We start from the raw sequence: 23,564 nt of genomic DNA on the forward strand, positions 1-23,564 counted from the left end.
TCACTGTTCGAGCAACTGACGTAACCCTTCACGCAGAGGCGTTTGCGGCGGCATACGGTAATGAGCCTGCAAACGCGTATTGTCGGCACGAGAGTGACGGATGTCGCCAGCTCGTGCAGGCGAGTAGGTGACTAGCGGCAAGCCCGTGCAAAGCGCACCGATCTCCGCCAGCAACTGATTGAGGCTTACCGCCTGGTTCCAGCCGACATTGACCGGCTGCTCGACGAACTCACCCAGCAGCCCCTGCAGCAGCAGCTCGATCAAATCGCTGATATAGAAAAAATCCCGGGTCTGCTCGCCATCGCCGAAGACGCTGATCGGCAGCCCCTGCTGCGCCCTCTGGGTGAAGATACTGATCACCCCGGAGTAAGGCGAGGATGGATCCTGGCGCGGCCCGAAGACATTGAAGAAACGGAACACCGCCGGCTCCAGCGCATGCTGGCGGCGATAGAAATCCAGATAGTATTCGCCGGCCAGCTTGTCCGCCGCATAGGGCGTCAACGGCGCCTTGGCAGTGGTCTCGTCGATCGCCACGCCTTCGCCGTTGTTGCCATAGATCGCCGCGCTGGAGGCGTAGACCACACGCCGCACACCGTGTTGGCGCATCGCTTCGCAGACATTCAGGGTGCCGATGAAGTTGCTCTGATGCGTCGCGACAGGGTCGTCTACCGAGGCCTGTACCGAAGCCACCGCGGCCAGATGCGCCACGGCCGAACAACCCACTATCGCGCGGGCGACCACCCCGGCATCGGCGACATCGCCCTCAATGAAGCACAAACGCGGATTATCCAGCGGCAGATTGCTGCGCTTGCCCATGGACAGGTTGTCCAGCACACGCACGCCGTGGCCGGCGGCCAGCAAGGCATCGACCAGGTGCGAACCAATGAAGCCGGCGCCGCCGGTTACGAGAATTTCAGCCATGACGATAATAACGGTCCAGCAGGCTCGGCAGACCGGAGCGCCAGGCGCGCGGTTTGATGCCGAAGGTGTGAAGAATCTTCTTGCAAGCCAGCACGGCATGTTGCGGTTCATCGGCTGCATCCGGGCGGGCGGCATGCGCCTGGGGCGCGATATCCTCGACCAGATTGCTGCGATAGTGGCGCGCCTCGCTCAGTACCGCCTGCCCCAGGCTCAGCGATGTACTGGCCTCATGACCACCGTAGTGATAGGTGCCCCACAAGGGCGACTCGCAGTCCAGCTGCTTGAGCACCGCCAGAATCACCCGCGCAGCATCGTCCACCGGCGTGGGATTGCCGCGACGGTCATCGGCGAGATACAGCGCATCATCGCGCTCGGCCCGCTGCAGAAAGCGCCCCAGCAACCCTTCGCGGCTGTCATCTAGCAACCAGCCGAAGCGCAGCAGCACATGCCGCGGGCAGATCGCGCGCACGCTCTGCTCCAGTCTCCATAACGCCTGGCCACGCGGCCCGAGAGGGATCGACTCTTCCTTTTCGCTGTAAGCGGTGACCCGTGAACCATCGAAAACACGATAGCTGGATGGCTGCAGCAGCACGATGGAGTGATGCTGGCACAACTCGGCCAGGCGCTCCACGGCACGCTCCTGAGTGTGCAGACGCGGCTCTGCTACCGACTCGGCCTGAAACCAGTCGAAGTAATAGGCGAGGTTGATCACGGCATCCGGGCGGGTGTCGTCAAGCAACTCGGTCAGGCTCTTCGCATCCCAGCCATCTTGGAGTGGACGAGGCGCGAGAAAGCCGATGCCCTCCTCGGCACCCTGATGCACCAGGGCCTTTCCCAAGGCGTTGCCGCCCCCCAAAAGTAACAACCGCATTCGCATGATTGGTTTAGCAACCTACCAAAAAAGCATAAGAGATACACCCCGAACAACAGAGCGAAGGCGCCATTCTGCGGTTTTCGATCACGCACGTCACTATAACGCGCCACGTCGTACCCCGCAGCCGGGCGAGGGCTATCGCGGTCGCACGATCAGGCGGGAAGCACCAGGGCCGTACTCTGGGCGATATCGTCATCGCCCCTACCGATGGGAAGTGCCAGGGTAAATACGGCGCCGCCACCCTCGGCGTTGCGCACGCTTAGACTACCACCCTGCCACTGCGCCAGCGTGCGGGCAATCGGCAGTCCCAACCCAACACCGCTCAGATGCTGGGTACCGGCGCGGCGATAGAAGCGCTCGAAGATCTGCGCATGCTCCGCCTCCGGCACGCCAGCGCCAAAATCACGTACGGCGCAATATAACCAGTTGTCTCGTCGCCATACCCTGATCAGGATCGGCTGGTCCGGCGGACTGTACTTATGCGCGTTCGACAGCAGGTTGACGAGAATCTCCACGCTCCACAGGCGGTCGCAAAGCAGTTGCCCTTCACACTCTGGGGCCCACTCCTGCTGTACCTGCCGCCCCGCCAGCGTGTCAGCGAAGCGTTCGATAGCCTCGCCGACGATATCCCGCCAGAGGCAGCGCGACAGTACCAGGGAGCTCTGTACCAAGGTACCGGTCTCGTCCAGCCGCAGCCCGTCGAGCAGGCGCCCAACCAGGCGGTTGAGTTGCCCCACCGACGAACGGATGCGCTGCGACCGCTCGGCCACCGGGCCCGACTCGCTTTCACTCTGGCGCATCAGTCGCTGAGCACTGGAGTCGATGACCGACAAGGGAGTACGCAACTGATGTGACATCAACGAGACGAAATCGCGATAGCGCAATCGCACCGAGCGCTCGTGCTCCAGGTCACTGAGCAGCTTACGGGTGTGGCGATGCTGCTCGGCAATCTGGTCGTGAGCTCGCTGGCTCGCCCACATGCTGCGCAGTAACTGCCAGCACAACACCCCGCCAGCGGCCATGACGCAGAGAATCGACAAAATAAGTTGATGCATCAGTCGCTTGTAGGCGTCGCGACGCTCACCGGCCTGCTCGCGCTCGACCTGCATGATCTTGCGACCGATATCGTGAAGCAGCGCCTGCATCGCCGCGTGGTCGACGTCGGCCTCCCCAAGCTGATTTCTGGCCTGCTTCAGCTGTTCGAGCACACCGGCGCGCTGCATGAAATGGGCTTGGCTAGGGGACAGCAGCACCTCCAGCCGCGCCCGCAAAAGATGTCGCTGCAATGCAGCATTGCCCCGATGCCCCTCACTGGGCAACTGACTCGCCTGCAGTAGCAGACTGGCCTGATAGGTGGCCTGAGCTGCAGCCCAGACCATGTTCTCCCCCAGGTCCTCGGCAAGTTCCTCTTGCAGATCCAGCAGCGCAATCAGGCTGTAGCTCAACAGCCCGCCGAAAAATACCACCAGCAAAAGCGCCAGCGCTCGCAGCCACCTTGCTGCCCTCACAACTGCTCCCCACCGAGATTCGGCAAAGTCCAGCCAGCAGCGAGGACCAGTGCCACCAGGTCACTCTGCCGAGAAACGCCGGTTTTCTGAAAGAGATTACGCAGGTGAAAGGCGACAGTGGTAGCCGACACAAACAAGGTTTCTGCGACTTCTTCACTACGCTTGCCGAGCGCCAGGAGCCGCGCAACCTTCGCTTCAGTGCGCGTCAGACCGAACAGCATGCGCAGCGCTTCCTCATCCGGAACAGGCCGGCTCTGGGCATTGCAGATGAACAGCACGAACAGCTGACCGGCGGCGTCCGTTGCCGCATCCCTGCAGTCGATCTTGATCAGGCTGACCAAGGCATTGTCGCCCGAGTTGCGCATTTCCAGAGTCTGCACCCGACGCGCTTCTCCGGGCTCGGCGGACATCTGTTGCAGATTCAGGTGCAGCTGGCGTACGGACTCGGCCATGGCATGCGGCCAGATCACCGTACCGGCACTGTTGACCCGCCATAGCGCCTGCTCCTGAAGAAGGTGCTGCGAGCGCTGATTGGCGTAAAGCAGTTGCCCGTGACCGTCACACAGCAGCACTGCCCCCGGCAGCTGTGACAGGACGCTGCGCAAGCGTTCCGCCTGCTCGTCGCGCGAGTTTCTGCGGGTGCCTTTCAACCGGTCGACCTGCTGTAGGCGTGCGGCCAGCGTCGCCAGTAACAGATCGTAATCCACAGGTTTGACCAGATAGTCATCGACCCCCTGCAGCTTTGCCTGGAGCAGGTCGTCACGTTCGCCCAGCGCCGTGAGAAAGATGAACGGCGTAATCGCCAGATCAGGGCGCTGCTCGCGCACGTGCCGCAGCACCGCATAGCCGTCCGCGGCGTCGTCGCCCCCCAACATCACGTCGCACAGGATCAGATCAGGGGTGAACGCGTCCAGTTGCTCGAATGCCCGCTGCGCGGATTCCGCCACACTTACCTCGTAGCCTGCAGCACGCAGCTCGTCATGCAGGTCGTCCAGCAGCAATCGCTCATCTTCAATACACAGCACACGGACCTTGCCTGGCGAACCCATCAGGGAGTCACCTCGATGCTGCGCAACAGCCACACCCAGCGGTGATCGAAGCGGGAGTCCTGAAGTTCCTGGTGCTGGTCGCGCGGATAGATCACGCGCAACGGCCCGAGATCTTCCACTTCGAGGGGCTCGCCATTGAGCCGGGTGGCAATCAAAACATCCCAGAGATAAAAGTCCTCGGTGGTCATGTCGATACGGTAATCGTCCCAGGAACGCATGGTCATGGGTCTGACCTGCCCTTCCTCGACCCCCAGACGAGCCAGCAGATCACGACCCAGCACACCTTGCCAGCGGCCGACCTCGGGCTGCAGCGTGGTGCTGGTCTGCAACTCGGCCTGGACCATCGCATTGAGCTGCTCACGGTCGAGCGTCACTACCTGATCACCCAAATGCAGTGTCAGCATCGGCGAGAACAATTCTTCTGCATGCACCGCAGCAGCCCACACCATCAGCAGCAACGCCAACACGGCGCGGCCGACTTGCCCCCCCGCCCGCACAAGAGCGCCGCAACGATCCGCTTTCAACACCATTTACCGCCACCTCGCTGTTCAAGCCGCGTACGGCTCATTTTTTTCTAGTTGGTTTCTGGCAGCAGCACCCGACCGACCAGCCAAGCACCGTTTCGATAGACGTGACTCCCCATGGCCTTTTCGCAGGTTCTTTCGAACAGGATACGCGACATATCGTGAATAAATGCAAAGTCCATTTTCAAGGCGCGCAGCGAAACCTATCAGAACGAAGGGGGCGACCGACATTCGACGCCAATTAAAGTTCCGAGAAATATGAACTCGCAGCTCCTGCCCCTTCGGTGGCGGAGGCCTGCTGGATTCACTGCACACCGGCCCCCACTCTCAGGAGCACCACCATGTCCATGAAGTCCCGCGCTCGCCAGCTTGGCCAAGGCATGACCGAGTACATCATCATCGTTGCGCTGATCGCCATTTCCGCCATCGTCGTCTACAACCTGTTCGGCAGCACGGTACGTGAGCAGGTCGGTGACATGGCCGCCGAACTGGGCGGCGGAGAAGCCACGCAGGCGGCCAAGGCGACCGGTACCGAGGCTCAACAGGCGGGCAGCACCGCTCATAATCTCGGCAGTTTCAAGCAAGACGAGCGCCAGTAACGCTAGCGCTGGACGCACGCCGTGAAGTGCAAGCAGCAGAACGGGCAGGCCATGGTATTTGGCCTGCTGTTCATGGGCCTGATCGGGCTGGGGATGATCCTGCTTTTCAACCAGGGCATTCTCACCCGTGATCGCGTGCAGGTGGAAAACGCCGCCGATGCCGCGGCCTACTCACAGGCCAAGCTGTTTGCCCGTCACCAGAACCTGATCGCCTACACCAACCGCGCCATCGTCGCCAACGAACTGTCGGTCGGTCAGGTCGTGGCACTGGCCTCCTGGGGCAAGCGCTACGCCAACATGCCGCGCTGGATCAACAGTTTCCCGATCTACCAGCTACCGATCGCCATCATCATTCCGCGCCCGACCATTGGTGACGTGGTCAGCATCGCCACGCTGCCGTGGCAGATTCTGGGCATTGGCGCCCGCTTCGTTTCTCTGCCTGTGGTCAATGTCTATCCACAGGTGGTTTCCAGCTTCAACACCATCATGGGCTTCTTTCAGAAGGCCTTCGCCATCGCCACCTTCGAGGCGCAGACGAAAATCGCCGCAGACGTGGTCGGCCGGCACGTGATGGACAAACCCGGCGGCGACACACTCGAAGTGGCGCCGCTGAGCACCGCGCTGCTGATTCAGAACTTCATCCTGACCTACTTCGCCGACATGTTGCCGGTGCAGGATCTGCTCACCCAACTGGTGGCCAGCGAGCCCGCCCCAGGCGGAACGCTGCCAACCCCGCCCAATGACGCCGGAGGGCTGGAAGAGCCTGACGATCAAGGTTTCCTTGCCGACTTCCTCGGCTCCAAGACCGGTGATCTGGTGCCCAGCTCGATGCTGGTCAATGTCGCCCCGGAGATGCACAGCAAGAGCGGTACGCCCAACGATATCGACTCGCGCAACGCCGGGCGCGAATACGCAGCGCTGGTCAACACTCAGCGCAACACCTGGCTGAATCAGCGCGACTTCAACTTCGGTCCGTCGCTGGACCTCTCGCTGAATTTTTCCCTGGGCTTCCTCGAGATCAAGCTGAACCTGTCGGCCTTCGTCGGCGTGGGCAACGAAGGCGGCACCGCCTACGTCTACAACCCGCTCAGCACCTCTTCCGTCGGCAGCAAGACACCGGTTTACGGATGGGCCTCGGTGGATCACAGCTCGATCGGCTTCCAGATCGATGTCGGCCTGCAGATCCGCATCTGCCTGCCGGTACTCGGCTGCGTCGATGTTCCCCCGCTGCAGTTCGGCTTTGGCATGGGCATCCCGCTAGGCGGCGCGACGCACCAGTTGGTCACCAACGTCGGCGACGAAAAGCTGTTCGGCCCGCAGTGGGGAACGCCAGTCGAAGCCGGCCTGATATCGAAGACGCCTTATGGCGACGCCATGGACCCAATCCACGCCGCCACCTGGGCCTGGGGCAACGTGCTGAGCATCTATGGTCTGAACCGTGCCGAAGACGTCACCAATGGCTATAGCGGCTCGCCCTCGTTCTTCGCCCTAGGTGAAGCCCACGCCGAAAGCGGACGCAGCAAGGAGTTCACCGTTGCCGTTTCCAAGCCTCTGTCCGCGGTAAAAACCAGCGACAACCCCAATGGCCTGAATATTCGTCAGGGTCGCTTCGCACTGGATACCGACACACGCAATAACCCGATGGACTTTGCCTGGGGCGGCGATTCCGAGCGCATGATGACCATCTCCTCGGCCGAGACCTACTTCGCCCCGCCACCTGGCCGGGACGAATCGCCCAATCAGTACAGTCCCTGGTGGGATGCCCGCCTGCGCGAGCCGAGCAAGGTCGTGCAAATGATCGCGTCTGGCGAAATCGATCTCGCCGACGTGCTGAACCTGTCAGACTTCGGCCCGGCGACCGTGGTCGGTCTGCTGATGGATGTGGCGACCGACTACCTGATCCTGCCAGGCATCGACCGTGCCCTGGAAAAGTTGCCGCCGGTGATCGCCCCGGTCGCCAAGCCGGTGATCAACGAAATCAGCGGCAATGCGCTCGACAAGGTCAAGGCCGGCATGCTGGACACGCTGCAATGAAAAGCACCAGCATGCCCCACCGCATCGGTGGACAGGCGATGGCCGAGTTCGTGGTCATGGTTGCCGGTTGCGTGCTGCTGATGTTCGTCGCCGTACCGGTGGTCGGCAAGCTCACCGACATGGCCTTCAAGTCGCAGGAAATGGCGCGTTATGCCGCTTGGGAACGCACCGTCTGGTATGGCACCGCCGAGGATCACCTCGGGCAGAACAGTCGCGATTACAGCCCGTCGCAGTATGACCGCAGCCAGATATCGTCTATTTCGCCAGCCGACCGCAGCCTCTATGCGCAGCTCGACACGGTGGAGGGACTGCCGACCCGCAGCAACGAAGACATTTTCAACAGTGCCGAAAAGCGTCTGCTGACGTACGAGCAGAAGGCGCGTCTGTTCAGCGACGACGACATCTCCGCCGCAGGCAACGCCGATACCAATCGTTTCTGGCGCTGGACCAGCGGCGAAAGTCGCGCCATGACCTTGCCCGGAGCCAGCGCTGAAGGCTCCAGTATGAGCAACAGCGCACCCGCCTCGCTCGCCAACACCCTGGTCGGCGGCTACAACAGCCTGATGAACCCCATCGCCAAGGTGGTGAACATCCTCAGTTTCGGCCAGGGCGATGAAGACCTGCTGCAGATCGCCCATCCGCGCCGCAACCTCTACAGCAGCGACGTACGCATACCGGTATCACTGGCCGGCAGCACTTTGGGCAACAAGCCGCTGGTCGGCGATGCCCCGCTCTCGGTCAACGCCCGCGCAGCGATCCTGGCCGATGCCTGGGTGGCGCAGGACGAACTGCACATGCGAGAGAAATCCGACGATTTCGTCCTCGGTACCGGCCTGGAAGACAACCCGTTATGGGACGGTATCAAGACCGCCGTCAGCATCATGGAGCCGTCGTTCAAACACATTGATCTGGCCCCGGTGAACACCGCACCGATCCCCGACAGCGACGTCAAGTGCAACCCCCGAACCGGCTTCTGCTATCTCGATGATTAAGCTCACTCCTCTCGTCGCCATGCTCGCACTGCTCAGCAGCCAGGCGCATGGCGCCTGCGACTACGATGATTTCCCGCGCATGGATTCCATGCTGCTCGGCATGGTTGCCGATGGCATGCAGTGGAACAACAACGCCATGAATGTGCGCAGCTTCCGCGTCCCGGCTACGCCGGAGCAGGTGAAGAGTTTTTACGGTAAGCAATGGAAGGACGCCGTCGACTACACCACCTTCGGCCCCTGGGAGCAGATACTGCACCTCAACGAGCGCTGCATGATGATGGTGCAAGTACAGGCGCAGAACGAGCGCTACAGCTACGGCAAGCTGCTGCTGACCAACCCGCCCGCGCCGAACGCCAGTGATCGAGCGCTGGGCGAAGGCGTGCCGATGCCCGCCGATGCCCAGGTGGTCAGCGACATGCGCAGTGATGACCCTCTGCGCAAGGGTCGCCTGACCCTGCTGCTGATAGCCGACGACATCCACCGTACTCGTGCCTGGTATGAAAGCGAAATGCTGCACCAGGGCTGGCAACTGGAACACCGCAGCACCCTCGCCGGCAGCGTCGTGCTCAATTACGCCAAGGGCCGCGAGCTTATGACCATCGGGCTGCTGCGCCACGAAACCAATACTCAGGTTCTGCTGACCCGGATGGATCATTGATCATGCGCAAATGGCAGAACGGTCAGTCGATGACCGAGTACCTGGTGGTACTGGGCGTAACCGGTGCGGTGATGGTGGCCACCATGGCCGACGTCGAGAGCATCTTCGAGGCCATGCAGGACAACTACGCCACCCAGTCGCGCGAGATGAACCGCGTGCAGCTGTATGACAGCCATCGCGTGCGCTTCAACGATGTGGTGCCCGGCGAGGACTACGACGACGGCTCGACCGATGCAGGGACACCCGATCTCGACCTGCCGGCAGCCAGCCTGCCCACCGGGATCTTCGACGAACTGGGCAACCTCATCGCCATCCAGGACGGCGACCGCTACGTCGACAAGGACGGAGAGACCGTCGCCACCTGTGACCTTACCGGTCTGTGCGTGGATAACGACGGCAAGCCGGTAAGCGTCACGCCGATCGATGACCGCGGCAACGCGCTGACCCTTCAGGCGCTGTATGACGCCAATGGCAATCTGCTGGGCTTCGCCTACTACATGAATGGCGGCTACTACCATCCCGGCAGCTATCGACCGCTGACCCTGCCCGCCGGCGTCACCGTCGACAAGCGCGAGCCCACCAATACGGTGTACGTCGGCGATGGCAAGCAGGCCGCAGGTTTCGAGACGCGCGGCAAGATCTTCGGCCTTGCCAGCGTTTACGCACAGACGACCCTCGGCGCCGGCGGCATCAGCGCCAGCGCCGAACAACTGCTCAGCGTGGCCTACACCACCCCGCCAACGGGCTGGGAAGGCATCTCGCCGTGCGTGGTCATGAGCAACGCGCAAATGGCCGACATCGACATCATCGCCGTAGGCGGCTTCAGCACGCCGGTGGCCACGCTGGGCACCTCGGGCAAGCAGGCTCTGGCGGATCCGGCCTCGCTGCGCAACGTTAGAACCACTGCGGCGGCCTGCAACGCAGCCAAGCAGGCCACGCTTTATCCGGGCGGGCACTGGGTCGTATCAGACAAATAACAAGCACATCGCGATCGCCCTGCAGTAGCGGGCATCTTTAGGAAACGGGGAGCAACATGTCATCGGTTTCAGGTAAAAAACTACTGATAATCGCGGTCGCCTGCGGGCTGCTGGCCGCAGTTCTGGGCTGGGCGTACCTGAAGGCCAAGGAGTCCCAGTACAAGGCTGCCTACAAACCTGCCACGCAGGTCATGGTTGCAGTAGTTGTCCCCAAGGAAGACATCGGCAAGTCCCAGACCCTGTCACGGGAAAATGTCGCGGCCATGGACGTGCCACGCGAATATCTGCCCTCCAACGCGGTGCTGGCTGAGGACTGGCCGCGGGTAGAGAACCGCATGGTGATCACCCCATTGCAGCGCGGCCGGCCGATTACCTGGGACGCGGTGGAAAGCACCCGCGTCTCGCGCCTTTCCGAAAACGTCGAGCTGGGCAAGCGTATCAAGACCGTGCAGGTCAACAAGATCAACTCCTTCGACGGCATGCTCCGCCCGGGTGATCGCATCGACCTGTTGGGCAGCTTCTCCGCGGGTGATGTCGGCCTGCAACAGCAACCGAACTACTCCGACCAGGTCGTCATGACCGTGCTGGAAAATGTCGAGGTACTGGCCGCTGGGCGCGAGGACGCCAAGGGCAAGAAGTACGAGAAACACTACGACCGCAATTCCGCCGACGGTTTCAACATGGGGTTCTCCACCCTTTCGCTGATGCTCTCGCCCGCCCAGGCGGCGCGGGTTGAAGTCGCGGAGAAGGCTGGCGAACTGGTTGCCGTACTGCGTAATCCCAAGGATACGAGCAACGCCTCGCTCGACCAGATCACCGTCGCCAGCCTGCTCGACCCGCTGCCGGCGGAAACCGTCGACGTGGTACTCGATGCCAACGGCAATCTGCTCGGCCGCATCATTGGCGACAACGTGGTCGGCCTCGACGGTCGCATCATCGGTCAGATCATCGACGGCAAGGCCATCGGCCTCGATGGCAAGGTCATGGGCCGGATCGTGCGCGGCCTTGCAGCCGATGACCCGCTGCTGCGCATGCGTGAACAGGCCACCGTCGTCCGTGACGAGGCCGGCAATGTGATTGGCAAGGTCGTCAACGGCCAGGTGGTCGACCGCAACGGCCAGGTCATCGGCAAATATGAGGACGGCAAGGCTATTGGCCTCGATGGCCAGAGCCTGGGGCGCGTCGAGGAGAATGTTGCCCTGGACGCCAGCGGCCAGGTCATCGACATGCGCAGTTCGCAGGTACAAACCGCCGTTGCCGCGCAGACCCACGAGCGGCCGGTCGTGCGCGATGCCAGTGGCAGGGTCATCGGCTTCGTCGAGGGCGAAGAAATCAAGGATGCCAACGGCGTACTCATCGGCCACGTCAGAGACGGCAAGGCCATCGGCCTGGACGGCCAGATTCTCGGCACCCTGAGCACTGCCCTGTTCGACGCCAACGGCAATCTGGTCGGCGAGATGGGCGAAGTGGTCCGCGGCGCCGACGGCAATATCCTCGGCACCATTCAGAACGGCAAGCTGGTCGATGCCGACGGCAAGGTGCTCGGCACCGTCAAGGACGGCAAGGTGGTCGATGCCAGCGGCAAGGTCCTGGGCGAGGTCGAACAGGCGCTGCTCGGTGCCGATGGCAAACCACTGGCAGACGCCGCTCAGGTGGTGCGCGATGCCAGCGGCAACGTCATCGGCACGGTGGTCGGTGACCAGATCATAGATGCCCAGGGCCGTACCGTCGGCTCGATCAAGGACGGCAAGGCCGTCGACACCAGCGGCAAGGCCATCGAAGGCGCCAGCCTGGATGTGCAGCAGGACGTCGTGCAGATCGTCCGCGACGCCCAGGGCAACGTCATCGGCACCCTGCGCGGCGACCGCGTCTACGGCGCCGACGGCAAGCTGATCGGCCGCCTGGTCGACGGCAAGGTGATCGACGCCAACGGCAACGTGCTCTACCGCGGCGTCACTGTCGGCCTGGAGACCCCGCGCGACAGCGGCAGCGCGCCGAAGCGCGAAGCCAACCGGATGATCCAGTTCATTCCCGGAGGCACCGGCAGCAATGGCGTGATTCCGGTTCAGACGCTGCGCCTGGAATAACCCGAACCTCAACGTGCCGCGCCGCGGCACGTGACCACCATACAAGAAGTTTTGCTGGGGCAATCATGAAAAGACAAAGCGTATTCGGCGCCTTCTGCGCCTTGTGCCTGTGCAGTGCCGGTCAGGCCGCCGAGCTGCCCAATGCAGTCGTGCTCTACGACGGCGACGTTCGCGTTCTGGAAGCGCCGGGAGTCGAGCGCGTCGCGGTAGGCAATGTGGAAATCATCAGCGCCACCATGCTGAAGAACGAGGAAATCGTGGTAACCGCCCAGCAGCCCGGCGAAACCACGGTGCAAGTCTGGTTCGACGACAACACCCGCAAACAGATGAGTGTGGTGGTGGCCAAGGCCAACGGCTACCGTCAGTTTGGCGAGTTGAAAGCGCTACTCAGTGACATCCCGGGCTTGAAGATCCGTACTGTCGGCCGTCAGGTGGTGCTCGAGGGTCGCCTCAGCGGCGAATACCTGAGCCGTGTCAAGGAGGCAGCCAAGTTCTACGACAACGTGCTGGTACTGGCCGAAGAGCAGAGTGGCGCGGCGACCAAGGCCGATTCGGCCGAGGTCCTGGAGGAAGTCCAGGCCATGCTCGGACAGATTCCTGGAATCAAGATCAAGGCTGTTGGCCGGCAGATCGTCATCGACGGCGACCTGCATGCAGTCGACATGAGTCGTATCGAACTGCTCAAGGAGCGCTACCCGGACATTCTGGTGCTGGCTCAGCCGATGTCGGAATTCCTTGCACCGATGATCTACTTCGACGTACGCATCACCGAATTTGCCAAGGACGACGTCGAAGAACTGGGTATCAACTGGAGCACCAGCATCGCCGGCCCTTACGTCGAATTCGCCGCCGACGGCGGCAGCAGTGCAGGCCAGACGGTGAACGGCTGGCAGGGCAACTGGGGCATCGCCAGCGAGATCAGCTCACGCATCAACCTGCTGGAGAAGAACGGCTCGGCGCTGACGCTGGCCTCCCCACGCCTGTCGGCACGCAGCGGCGGCAAGGCCGAGCTGACCGTCGGCGGCCAGGTGCCGGTGGTGACCAGCAGCATCAACGGCCCATCGGTGGAGTACAAGGATTTCGGCATCCTGCTCAACATCGCCCCGCAACTGTACGGTAGCGACCAGATCGCCACTCACGTGCTGGCCGAGATCAGTCAACTGGACAAGGCCAACCAGGTCGGCGAGTACCCGGCGTTCAAGACCCGCCGCACCGAAAACGAGGTGCAGCTCAAGGTCGGCGAAACCCTGGTGCTGTCCGGCCTGGTCACCGAGGACAGTCAGATCACCCGCGAGGGCATCGTCTTCCTCAAGGACGTTCCGATAATCGGCACGCTGTTCAGCAACAAGAGCGGCAAGGGCAACCGCACCGAGCTGGTGATCTTCATCACGCCGCGCCTGCTCACCCCCGGCGCCGGCAACCCGACCGAGCAAGAACTCCAGCGCCAGCAGCGCATGGTCGATCAGTACCAGGCCGCCTATGGCGCCATCGAACTGATCGACTGAGGCGCCCATGTTCGAGATCGAAGTCACCTACAAGGACGGCCAACCGGTCGACAAACTGACCTGCACCAGCGCCATCTGCGAGCTGGGCAAGGCGCGTACCGGGCTGATACGCCTGCGCGGCTGGAAGGTCGCACCGATCCACGCGCGCATCGAGCAGTCGCTGGCCGGGCTGTTCGTCGAGGATGTCAGCCGCGGTTACGAGGTTCGCGTCAATGATCGCGCGGTCAGCCGCCACGGTCCGCTGACCCCGGACGATGTGATCGCAATCGGCGGTTACCTGGTGCGGGTTCGTGCCCTCAGCACGCAGAACGAGACGCTGATCCCCGAGCCTGCCGTCGAGGGCGATGCGCCAGCGGCCGCCGAGGAGGCGGCCGATGACGGCCGCGAGGCCTACATGGAGTGGGCTCAGTTCGTTCAGCTCGAGTTGTTCCGCGCCCTCGACCTGCGCCGCATGAACCTCGACAGCATGGGCCCCGAGGAGGTCCGCGCGACGCTGTCGGAACTGGTCGAGGAGTTGCTGGGCCAGATTGCCGGGCGTCTGCCGCCAACGGTCAAGCGCGAAGTTTTGCACAAGATCGTGCTGGACGAGGCCACCGGCCTCGGCCCGCTGGAGGACCTCCTGGCGGATAAAAGCGTCAGCGAGATCATGGTCAACGCCCACGATGACATCTACGTCGAGCGGGCCGGACGCCTGGAAAAAACCCCGATCAACTTCAGCTCCAACGCGGCTGTACTGTCGACCATCGAACGGATCATCTCGCCGCTGGGCCGACGCATCGACGAAAGCTCGCCGATGGTCGACGCACGCCTCAAGGACGGCTCGCGGGTCAACGCCATCATCCCGCCGCTGGCACTGCGCGGGCCGTGTCTGACCATCCGTAAGTTCTCCGAGAAGAAGCTCACCACCGATGACCTGATCCGCTTCGGCTCGATCAACGAGCCAATGGTGGAGTTCCTCCGTACGGCGGTGGAACAGCGCATGAATATCGTTGTGTCCGGCGGTACCGGTTCAGGCAAGACCACCCTGCTCAACATTCTGTCGAACTTCATCCCCATGGAAGAACGCGTGGTGACAGTGGAGGACGCCGCCGAACTGAAGCTGGTGCAACCGCACGTGGTGGCGCTGGAAGCGCGTCCGGCAAACATGGAAGGCAAGGGCCAGGTGACCATCCGCGATCTGGTGCGCAACTGCCTGCGCATGCGCCCCGACCGCATCGTGGTCGGCGAGTGCCGTGGTGGCGAGGCGCTGGATATGCTCCAGGCAATGAACACCGGCCATGACGGCTCGCTGACCACCGGCCACGCCAACAGCCCGCGCGACATGCTCCGCCGCCTGGAGGTGATGGTGCTGATGGCGGGCATGGACCTGCCGGTGCAGGCCATCCGCGAGCAGATCGCCTCGGCGGTGCAGATCATCGTGCAGCAGACACGCTTCGGTGACGGCTCGCGGCGCATCACCAGCATCACCGAGATCACCGGCATGGAGCAGAGCACCATCCAGCTCAACGAGATCTTCGCCTTCCAGCAGCAGGGCTTCGATGACAAGGGTCGGGTCAGCGGTTACTACCACGCCACCGGTCAGGTACCGGAATTCTATGAAGAGCTGAACAAGCGGGGCATTGGCGTGAACATGGGCATCTTCCGTCCGGGAGCGCATGATGTCTGAGTTGCTGCTCTACCTGTGCGCAGCCCTGCTGGCACTCGCTGGCTTCGCCCTGGCCATGCTGCTGTCGGAACGTGTGGCCGAACACCTGGCCTTCTACCGGGCCCAGTTCAGTCGCAGCACCGAGCTGGACATGGCGGACATGTTCATCTTCGCCAGTGGCAAGCAACTGTTCATCGTCAACGCGATGCTCCTGATATTGGTGCCGCTGTTTCTCCACGTGGTGTTCAACATCACTCTGGTCACCGCGGCCGGCGCCATCCTGATGGTGTTCGTCCCCAAGCTGGTGATCGGGCAGATTCGCAAGAAGCGACTGCGCCAGTTCGAGGAGCAACTGCCCGATGCCTTCATGCTCCTGTCGAGCAGCCTGCAATCGGGCGCCAGCCTCAACATGGCGCTGGAAAACGTGGTGCAGCAGTCTCCGGCGCCGCTGAGCCAGGAATTCGGCCTGCTGGTGAAGAACATCCGCCTGGGAGTAACGCTGGAAGACGCGCTGGTCAAACTGGAGCAGCGCCTGCCCCTGCCCTCGTTCGTCATGGCCAGCTCGGCAATCCGCATCAGCCGCGAGGTCGGCGGCAACCTGGTGGAAACCATCAACACACTGGCTTCCATGCTGCGCCGCAAGAAGGTCATGGAAGGCAAGATCGACAGCCTCACGGCCCAGGGCAAGGCCCAGGGCACCTTCATGGCGATGTTGCCGATCTTCCTGGCGGTGATCCTCAGCTTCATCGAGCCGGAAGCCATGAGCCAGCTCTACACCACACGTAACGGCCTGATCGTGCTCAGCGTGATGATCATCATGCAGATCATGGGCTTCATCTTTATCAGAAAAATTACCCGGATCGACGCCTGACATGAGCGAACTACTGGCCCTGCTCAGCAGCACCAGCCTTGGCATCACCGTCACCTGCTTCCTGTTGCTGCTGATCTCCCTGCTCTCGCTGCTACCGGAGGAAAACCGCGCCTACATGGACCCGGTGCCGAGCTGGGTCCGACCGATCTGGCCATTGGTGCGACTGATCAACCATTTCCTCTGCAGCAACCTTCCGCCCCGCCTGATGGACAAGGTCGATGCCAAGCTGCAGAAAACCGGCGCGCTGTATGTCCTGACTGCCGAGGATTTCATCGCCCTCTGCCTGACCATGAGCCTGCTCCTGCCGCTGCTGGCGATTCTGCCGATGGCCACGGGCAAGAGCGGCATCATCTGGTCGGTAGTAGCCCTCATGGTGGCCATGGGGGCGCTGCTGCCCGTGATGTGGATTCATGACACGCACAAGCGCCGCGACCAGGACATCACCCGCAACCTGCCGGTGTTTCTCGAATACCTGACCATGTGCGTCGACGCCGGCCTCAACTTCCTCGGCGCGCTGCAACAGGCTGTGGACAAGGGCCCCGATGGCGCGATGAAAAACGAGTTCCGCATAGTCCTGCGCGATATCCGCTCCGGCCTGCCGCGCTCCGAAGCGCTGGCGCGCATGGAGCAACGGATCAACCTCAAGGATGTTTCGACCTTCGTGCGTTCGGTGATCCAGGCCGAAAAGATGGGCAGCAGCCTGCGCACCACCTTGCAGATTCAGGCTCAGCAGCGCCTGGAGGAACGTTTTCAGCGCGCGGAAAAAACCGCCATGCAAGCGCCAGTGAAGCTGATCATCCCCCTGATCGTGTTCATCTTCCCGCTGACCTTCGTCATCCTGCTGTTCCCCATCGTGGTCAAGTTCCTGGGGGAAGCATGATCGCAGCGCACCTGCTGGGTCGCGATGGCCGCAAGCTGCAGCTGAGTCTGGAGCAGGCCTTCAGCCCGTGGGCGCGGATGAAAGGCCTGCTTGGCCGCAGCCGTCTGGCGCCCGCCAGCGGCCTGTGGATAGCACCGTGCAATTCGGTGCACTGCTTTTTCATGCGCTTCGCCATCGACCTGCTGTATCTGGACGACCAGCAACGCGTGATCGCCGTACGCCATGCTCTGAAGCCCTGGAGCCTGAGCCTGTGCTGGCAGGCGCGAAGCGTTATCGAACTGGCCGCTGGCGAATGCCAGCGCCTCGGTATCCAACCTGGAGACATCGTGCAATGCGAGCACTATCGCTGACCCTCATCCTGCTCACCCTGACCGGCTGCGCCACTCTGGCGAGCGGCGACCTGGTAGAGCTGCAACGCCAGGCCGACAGCGCCTATAGCGACGCGGACTACGCCCGCGCCAGCGAACTTTACGAACGTCTGGCCAGAGCCCTGCCCACCGACGCGGGCGTGCGCTTCCAGCGTGGCAACAGCCTGGCGCGCCAGGGTGATCACGCCGGCGCCATCGCCAGTTACCGCGATGCGCTGACCCGCGATCCGCAGCACGCGCGTGCCTGGCACAACCTGCTTCAGGTACAGCTTCAGGAAGCCCGGCTGACCGCCAGCGAGATGCAGCGCTATCTCAGCGCGCAGAGCCCGCATGCCGACCTGGCGCTCAAACGTGCCGAGCGGCTGCTGGAGGCGAGCCCATGAGTCCGCGCAGCACCGAACATGGCCAGGCAATGGTGGAGTTTCTGATCATCATCCCGGTGCTGATCATCCTGATCTTCGGTGCCGTGCAGGCCGCGCTGATCTATTCGGCCAAGAACGGCCTGAACTACGCCGCGTTTCAGGCCGCCCGTATCGGCTCGATGAACAGCGCGCAGTACAACGACATGCGCCGCGGCCTGCTGCGTGGCATGTACCCGATGTTCAGCCAGTTCCCGGAAAACGAGCGCATGGAGCGGACGGCCCTGGAGGTCGACAATTTCGTGCTGATCACTCGCGTCAGTCCAAGCACCGCGATGTTCGCGGACTACGAAGAAGATCATGAGGACCTGCTCGGTGATGGCGAAACACGTCTGGCAATCCGTAACAGCAACCTGATGTACCACCGGAACGACGACAGCGACCTCAGCCTGCAGGATGCCAACCTGCTGAAAATCCGCGTGCAGTACTGCATGCGCCTGATAGTGCCGATGGTCGAGCACCTGCTCAGCTCCGCCTCGGCATTCAATCACCGGCAGACCGTCGCCAGCTTCCGCGAGGTATCGCGCGAGACCACCAGCGAATACGAAGCCGTCTGCCGGGGCCGGCGCGGCTTCGTCGTGACGTCCGAGGCCACGGTGCGCATGCAGAGCCCCGCGTCCTACGACGAGGACTATTGCGGCAATCGCATGCTCTGCCCCTGAGGCGTGCGCCGGCTTGCCGGCATCTGACCGAACGGCGCCAGGTCACGCGCATGAAAAAGCCCGGCGAGCGTTGGCAGGCCGGGCTTTTTCACACCGCTCGCATGCGCTAGAAAGGGATATCGTCATCGAAGCTGTCGTAGTCAGGCGCTGGCTGGGCCTGCTGCGGAGCAGGACGCTCCTGACGCGGAGCCTGTTGCGGCTCACGCTGCGGGGCCGGACGCGATTGACGCGGAGCGCCACCTTCATCACCACTCGGACGACCGCCCAGCAGCTGCATGGTGCCCTGCATGTCGACGATGATCTCGGTGGTGTAACGCTTGATGCCGTCCTTTTCCCACTCGCGGGTCTGCAGCTTGCCTTCGATGTACACCTGCGAACCCTTGCGCAGGTACTCGCCGGCGATCTCGGCGACCTTGCCGAACAGGGCGACGCGGTGCCACTCGGTCTTTTCTACCTTCTGCCCGGTCTGTTTGTCGGTCCACTGCTCGCTGGTGGCCAGGCTCAGGTTGGTGACCGCGTTGCCGCTGGGCAGGTAGCGTGTTTCCGGGTCCTGGCCGCAGGTACCGACCAGAATGACTTTGTTAACCCCACGGGCCATAACGTTCTCCTAGACTCGGCACGCCGCTGGCGCCGATGTGATCAGGCTTTCCAGCGTCGTGCGATCCACTTGTTGGGTATCGACTTTGATATAGATGGCCGCTTCGTCGACCACCACCACGGCGTCCGCCACTCCCGGCGTCGCCTTGAGGCGTTCGACCAGTCCGACATCGGCCAGTGCCGCGGCATCGAGCGGCAGGCGCAAACTGGTCACGTACGGCGGTTCGCGCATAGTAACAGCAATAGCCAGCCAAATTGCACAGAGCGCTGCGCAGCCGATGAAGACACCGCCCAGGCCAACGTGCTGATACAGCCAGCCGCCAAGAATGCCGCCCAGCGCTGCGCCAAGGAACTGGCTGGTGGAATAGACACCCATCGCCGTGCCCTTGCCACCGGCCGGCGCCACCTTGCTGACCAGCGACGGCAGCGAGGCTTCGAGCAGGTTGAAGGCCGTGAAGAACACCACGATCCCCAGCACCAGCGCGCGCAGGCTGCTGCCGAAGAAGGCGAAGTAGAGCTCACAGGCCAGCAATACGCTGACGGCACCGAGCAGCACGCGCTTCATCTGGCGTTTTTTCTCGCCATAGATGATGAACGGCACCATGCCGAAGAAGCCGATCAACAGCGCGGTGAGATAGACCCACCAGTGCTCCTCCTTGACCAGCCCGCCCTGCTCCACCAGCGCCAGCGGCAGCGCGACGAAGCTGGCCATGAGCACCGCATGCAAGGCCAGGATGGCGAAGTCCAGGCGCAGCAGGTCGACGTGTTTGAGCGTCGGCCACAGCGCCTGCGCCGCCACACCGGATTCACGATGCTGCAGCGGCCCGGCATCCTTCGGCACGATACCGGCGACGATCAGGATGCCGAGCAAGGCCATCGCCGCTGTCGCCCAGAACAGACCGGACAGGCCGAAGGCACGGGTCAGCAGCGGGCCAACCACCATGGCCACGGCGAACGACAGGCCGATGCTCATGCCGATCATGGCCATGGCCTTGGTGCGGTGCTGCTCGCGGGTCAGGTCTGACAACAGCGCCATCACCGCCGCAGAGATCGCGCCAGCGCCCTGCAGCACGCGCCCGGCGATCACACCCCAGATCGAATCGGCATTGGCCGCCAGCACGCTGCCAGCCGCGAAAATCAAAAGGCCGGCATAGATCACCGGGCGGCGGCCGATACGGTCGCTGATGATGCCAAAAGGAATCTGCAGCACGGCCTGGGTCAGGCCATAGGCACCGATAGCCAGACCAATCAGCGCCGGGGTACTGCCAGCCAGATCCATGCCATAGGTGGCCAGCACCGGCAGCACCATGAACATGCCCAGCATACGAAACGCGAACACCATGGCCAGGCCACCGGCCGCGCGGGCCTCGCCGCGGCTCATGCGCTCACTGTGCGGATCGTGCATCGAATATACCCTGAGGAAATCGGTCGGCGATTCTAGCAGCCGGCGCCGTTTCGGCACAGGCGCACACTTTGCCGCAGGGTACCGCCTCCCCCTATACTCGTCCGTTTTCCGCCCGCCCAGCGAGGCCCGTTGTAAGTGGACAAGATTCTGATTCGTGGGGCCCGTACCCACAACCTGAAGAACATCGACCTGACCCTGCCGCGTGACAAGCTGATCGTGATCACCGGCCTGTCCGGCTCCGGCAAATCCTCCCTGGCTTTCGACACGCTTTATGCCGAGGGCCAGCGCCGCTACGTCGAGTCGCTGTCGGCCTACGCCCGGCAGTTCCTGTCGATGATGGAAAAGCCCGACGTCGACACCATCGAAGGCCTGTCACCGGCGATTTCCATCGAGCAGAAGTCCACCTCGCACAACCCGCGCTCGACCGTCGGCACCATCACCGAAATCTACGACTACCTGCGCCTGCTGTATGCCCGCGCCGGAATTCCACGCTGCCCGGACCATGACGTGCCACTGGAAGCGCAAACCGTCAGCCAGATGGTTGACCAGGTGCTGGCTCTGCCAGAAGGCCGCAAGTTGATGCTGCTGGCACCGGTGATTCGCGAACGCAAGGGCGAGCACCTCTCGGTATTCGAGGAGCTGCGCGCCCAGGGTTTCGTCCGTGCACGGGTCAACGGCAAGCTGCACGAGCTGGACGAGCTGCCCAAGCTGGATAAACAGAAGAAGCACTCCATCGACGTGGTGGTGGACCGCTTCAAGGTCCGTGAAGACTTGCAGCAGCGCCTGGCCGAGTCCTTCGAGACCGCGCTCGGCCTGGCCGACGGTATCGCTTTGATCGCCCCGATGGATGACGAAGAAGGCGAAGAAATCATCTTTTCCGCGCGCTTCGCCTGCCCGCACTGCGGCCACTCGATCAGCGAGCTGGAACCCAAGCTGTTCTCCTTCAACAACCCGGCCGGCGCCTGCCCGACCTGTGACGGCCTGGGCGTGAAGCAGTTCTTCGACGTCAAGCGTCTGGTCAATGGCGAGCTGACCCTGGCCGAAGGTGCCATCCGCGGCTGGGATCGACGCAACGTCTACTACTTCCAGATGCTCGGTTCACTGGCCAGCCACTATGGCTTCAGCCTGGAAGTGCCGTTCGACGAGCTGGCCGCCGAGCACCAGAAAGTCATTCTGTTCGGCAGTGGTACGCAGAACATCGACTTCAAGTACCTCAACGATCGTGGCGACATCGTCAAACGTTCGCATCCCTTCGAAGGCATCATCCCCAACCTCGAGCGCCGCTACCGCGAGACCGAGTCGGCCAGCGTGCGCGAGGAGCTGGCCAAGTTCCTCAGCACCCAGCCCTGCCCCGATTGCCGTGGCACGCGCCTGCGCCGCGAGGCGCGACATGTCTGGGTTGGCGAGAAGACCCTACCGGCGGTCACCGGCCTGCCGGTCGGCGATGCCTGCGATTACGTCGCCAACCTGCACCTGACCGGCCGCCGCGGCGAAATCGCCGAGAAGATCCTCAAGGAAATCCGCGAGCGCCTGCAGTTTTTGGTCAACGTCGGCCTCGACTACCTGACCCTGGACCGCAGCGCCGACACCCTGTCCGGTGGCGAAGCGCAGCGCATCCGCCTGGCCAGCCAGATCGGCGCCGGCCTGGTGGGCGTGATGTACATTCTCGACGAGCCGTCCATCGGCCTGCACCAGCGCGACAACGAGCGCCTGCTCGGTACCCTCAACCATCTGCGCAACCTGGGCAATACGGTGATCGTCGTCGAGCACGACGAGGACGCCATCCGCATGGCCGATTACGTGGTCGATATCGGCCCGGGTGCTGGTGTGCATGGCGGCCGCATCGTCGCCGAAGGCACGCCGGACGAGGTGATGAACCACCCCGACTCGCTGACCGGCAAATACCTGTCCGGCCGCGAGAAGATCCGCTATCCGGCGCAGCGCACGCCGCGCGACAAGAAGAAACTGCTCAAGCTCAAGGGCGCACGCGGCAACAACCTGCGCAATGTCGACCTGGAAATTCCGGTGGGCCTGCTCACCTGCGTCACCGGCGTGTCCGGTTCGGGTAAATCGACACTGATCAACAACACCCTGTTCCCGCTGACCGCCACCGCGCTGAACGGTGCCACCACCCTGGAAGCGGCGCCGCACGATTCCTTCGACGGCCTGCAACACCTGGACAAGGTGGTCGACATCGACCAGAGCCCGATTGGCCGCACACCGCGTTCCAACCCGGCGACCTACACCGGCCTGTTCACACCGATCCGCGAGCTGTTCGCCGGCGTGCCGGAATCGCGCTCGCGCGGTTATGGCCCGGGGCGTTTCAGCTTCAACGTCAAGGGCGGGCGCTGCGAGGCGTGCCAGGGCGACGGCGTGATCAAGGTGGAGATGCACTTCCTGCCGGACATCTACGTGCCCTGCGACGTGTGCAAGGGCAAGCGCTACAACCGCGAAACCCTGGAAGTGAAGTACAAGGGCAAGAGCATCACCGAGGTGCTGGACATGACCATCGAGGAAGCCCGCGCCTTCTTCGACGCCGTGCCGGCCATCGCGCGCAAGTTGCAGACGCTGATGGACGTCGGCCTGTCCTATATCAAGCTGGGGCAGAGCGCGACCACCCTGTCCGGCGGCGAGGCGCAGCGAGTCAAGCTCAGTCGCGAGCTGAGCAAGCGCGACACCGGCAAGACCCTGTACATCCTCGACGAGCCGACCACCGGCCTGCACTTCGCCGACATCCAGCAACTGCTCGACGTGTTGCACCGCCTGCGCGACCACGGCAACACCGTGGTGGTAATCGAGCACAATCTGGACGTGATCAAGACCGCCGACTGGCTGGTCGATCTCGGCCCCGAGGGCGGCTCCAAGGGTGGGATGATCATCGCCACCGGCACACCGGAAGAGGTGGCCGCCAACCCGGCCTCGCATACCGGGCACTTCCTCAAGCCGCTGCTGGAACGCGACCGCGCCTGAAACGAAAGAGCCCCGCTGA

General features: G+C 62.9%; 21 protein-coding genes. 14 read left to right on the plus strand and 7 right to left on the minus strand.

Annotation, left to right across the window (positions count from 1 at the left end):
- The 5 genes from J7655_RS18175 to J7655_RS18195 all read right to left on the minus strand — a co-directional run bounded on the left by J7655_RS18175 (window position 1) and on the right by J7655_RS18195 (window position 4,882).
- Window positions 1-921: an NAD-dependent epimerase/dehydratase family protein gene (locus J7655_RS18175; RefSeq protein ID WP_230925637.1), complete on the minus strand. Its 921-nt coding sequence runs from the start codon at window positions 919-921 to the stop codon at window positions 1-3.
- Entirely contained in the window at window positions 914-1,798 is an 885-nt protein-coding gene (locus tag J7655_RS18180; protein ID WP_230925638.1) for a sugar nucleotide-binding protein, read from the minus strand. Before J7655_RS18180 ends, J7655_RS18175 begins: the two co-directional genes overlap by 8 nt.
- A 149-nt stretch (window positions 1,799-1,947) precedes the next feature.
- Entirely contained in the window at window positions 1,948-3,240 is a 1,293-nt protein-coding gene (locus J7655_RS18185; protein ID WP_230925639.1) for a sensor histidine kinase, read from the minus strand.
- A gap of 59 nt (window positions 3,241-3,299) precedes the next feature.
- Window positions 3,300-4,352, minus strand: coding sequence for a response regulator (locus J7655_RS18190; RefSeq protein ID WP_230925640.1), 1,053 nt, complete (start codon window positions 4,350-4,352; stop codon window positions 3,300-3,302).
- The gene (locus tag J7655_RS18195; protein ID WP_230925641.1) at window positions 4,352-4,882 is read right to left on the minus strand and encodes a putative pterin-binding protein; all 531 of its coding nucleotides are present in this window, start codon (window positions 4,880-4,882) and stop codon (window positions 4,352-4,354) included. Before J7655_RS18195 ends, J7655_RS18190 begins: the two co-directional genes overlap by 1 nt.
- A gap of 335 nt (window positions 4,883-5,217) precedes the next feature.
- On the opposite strand from J7655_RS18195, the gene J7655_RS18200 reads away from it, so the two are divergent.
- From J7655_RS18200 to J7655_RS18260, 13 genes are all read left to right on the plus strand, one after another.
- Window positions 5,218-5,475 (plus strand): Flp family type IVb pilin, encoded by a 258-nt coding sequence (locus J7655_RS18200; RefSeq protein WP_230925642.1) that lies wholly within the window; start codon window positions 5,218-5,220, stop codon window positions 5,473-5,475.
- A gap of 21 nt (window positions 5,476-5,496) precedes the next feature.
- Window positions 5,497-7,509: a hypothetical protein gene (locus J7655_RS18205; protein WP_230925643.1), complete on the plus strand. Its 2,013-nt coding sequence runs from the start codon at window positions 5,497-5,499 to the stop codon at window positions 7,507-7,509.
- Complete coding sequence (locus J7655_RS18210; protein ID WP_125835283.1) at window positions 7,506-8,501, plus strand: hypothetical protein; 996 nt, start codon at window positions 7,506-7,508, stop codon at window positions 8,499-8,501. The genes J7655_RS18205 and J7655_RS18210 overlap by 4 nt, the downstream gene beginning before the upstream one ends.
- Window positions 8,494-9,159 (plus strand): hypothetical protein, encoded by a 666-nt coding sequence (locus J7655_RS18215; protein WP_125835282.1) that lies wholly within the window; start codon window positions 8,494-8,496, stop codon window positions 9,157-9,159. Before J7655_RS18210 ends, J7655_RS18215 begins: the two co-directional genes overlap by 8 nt.
- 2 nt (window positions 9,160-9,161) lie before the next feature.
- Complete coding sequence (locus J7655_RS18220; protein ID WP_230925644.1) at window positions 9,162-10,136, plus strand: hypothetical protein; 975 nt, start codon at window positions 9,162-9,164, stop codon at window positions 10,134-10,136.
- Window positions 10,137-10,192: 56 nt separating this feature from the next.
- On the plus strand, window positions 10,193-12,223 hold the full coding sequence (gene cpaB / locus J7655_RS18225; RefSeq protein ID WP_230925645.1) for a Flp pilus assembly protein CpaB: 2,031 nt from the start codon (window positions 10,193-10,195) through the stop codon (window positions 12,221-12,223).
- Window positions 12,224-12,288: 65 nt separating this feature from the next.
- Window positions 12,289-13,728 carry a type II and III secretion system protein family protein gene (locus J7655_RS18230; RefSeq protein WP_125835279.1) on the plus strand — a complete coding sequence of 480 codons (1,440 nt, stop codon included), beginning with the start codon at window positions 12,289-12,291 and terminating at the stop codon, window positions 13,726-13,728.
- 7 nt (window positions 13,729-13,735) lie between these two features.
- A complete protein-coding gene (locus J7655_RS18235) occupies window positions 13,736-15,394 on the plus strand; it encodes a TadA family conjugal transfer-associated ATPase (RefSeq protein ID WP_230925646.1) in 1,659 nt (552 codons plus the stop codon).
- A complete protein-coding gene (locus tag J7655_RS18240) occupies window positions 15,387-16,244 on the plus strand; it encodes a type II secretion system F family protein (protein ID WP_230925647.1) in 858 nt (285 codons plus the stop codon). Before J7655_RS18235 ends, J7655_RS18240 begins: the two co-directional genes overlap by 8 nt.
- 1 nt (window position 16,245) lies before the next feature.
- Entirely contained in the window at window positions 16,246-17,124 is an 879-nt protein-coding gene (locus J7655_RS18245) for a type II secretion system F family protein (protein ID WP_230925648.1), read from the plus strand.
- Window positions 17,121-17,474 (plus strand): DUF192 domain-containing protein, encoded by a 354-nt coding sequence (locus J7655_RS18250; RefSeq protein WP_230925649.1) that lies wholly within the window; start codon window positions 17,121-17,123, stop codon window positions 17,472-17,474. Before J7655_RS18245 ends, J7655_RS18250 begins: the two co-directional genes overlap by 4 nt.
- Window positions 17,456-17,875: a tetratricopeptide repeat protein gene (locus J7655_RS18255; RefSeq protein WP_230925650.1), complete on the plus strand. Its 420-nt coding sequence runs from the start codon at window positions 17,456-17,458 to the stop codon at window positions 17,873-17,875. Before J7655_RS18250 ends, J7655_RS18255 begins: the two co-directional genes overlap by 19 nt.
- Window positions 17,872-18,573 carry a TadE/TadG family type IV pilus assembly protein gene (locus tag J7655_RS18260; protein WP_230925651.1) on the plus strand — a complete coding sequence of 234 codons (702 nt, stop codon included), beginning with the start codon at window positions 17,872-17,874 and terminating at the stop codon, window positions 18,571-18,573. Before J7655_RS18255 ends, J7655_RS18260 begins: the two co-directional genes overlap by 4 nt.
- Window positions 18,574-18,679: 106 nt before the next feature.
- Here J7655_RS18260 and J7655_RS18265 read toward each other — a convergent pair whose 3' ends face one another.
- Together J7655_RS18265 and J7655_RS18270 are read right to left on the minus strand one after the other, a co-directional pair.
- On the minus strand, window positions 18,680-19,171 hold the full coding sequence (locus J7655_RS18265) for a single-stranded DNA-binding protein (protein WP_003463262.1): 492 nt from the start codon (window positions 19,169-19,171) through the stop codon (window positions 18,680-18,682).
- 9 nt (window positions 19,172-19,180) lie between these two features.
- Entirely contained in the window at window positions 19,181-20,575 is a 1,395-nt protein-coding gene (locus tag J7655_RS18270; protein WP_230925652.1) for an MFS transporter, read from the minus strand.
- A gap of 135 nt (window positions 20,576-20,710) precedes the next feature.
- Here J7655_RS18270 and uvrA point away from each other — a divergent pair, with 135 nt between their 5' ends.
- A complete protein-coding gene (gene uvrA / locus J7655_RS18275) occupies window positions 20,711-23,545 on the plus strand; it encodes an excinuclease ABC subunit UvrA (RefSeq protein ID WP_230925653.1) in 2,835 nt (944 codons plus the stop codon).
- The last annotated feature ends 19 nt before the right edge of the window (window positions 23,546-23,564 follow it).

Source organism: Pseudomonas wenzhouensis (assembly GCF_021029445.1).
In the GTDB taxonomy this organism is placed as follows: Bacteria; Pseudomonadota; Gammaproteobacteria; order Pseudomonadales; family Pseudomonadaceae; genus Aquipseudomonas; species Aquipseudomonas wenzhouensis.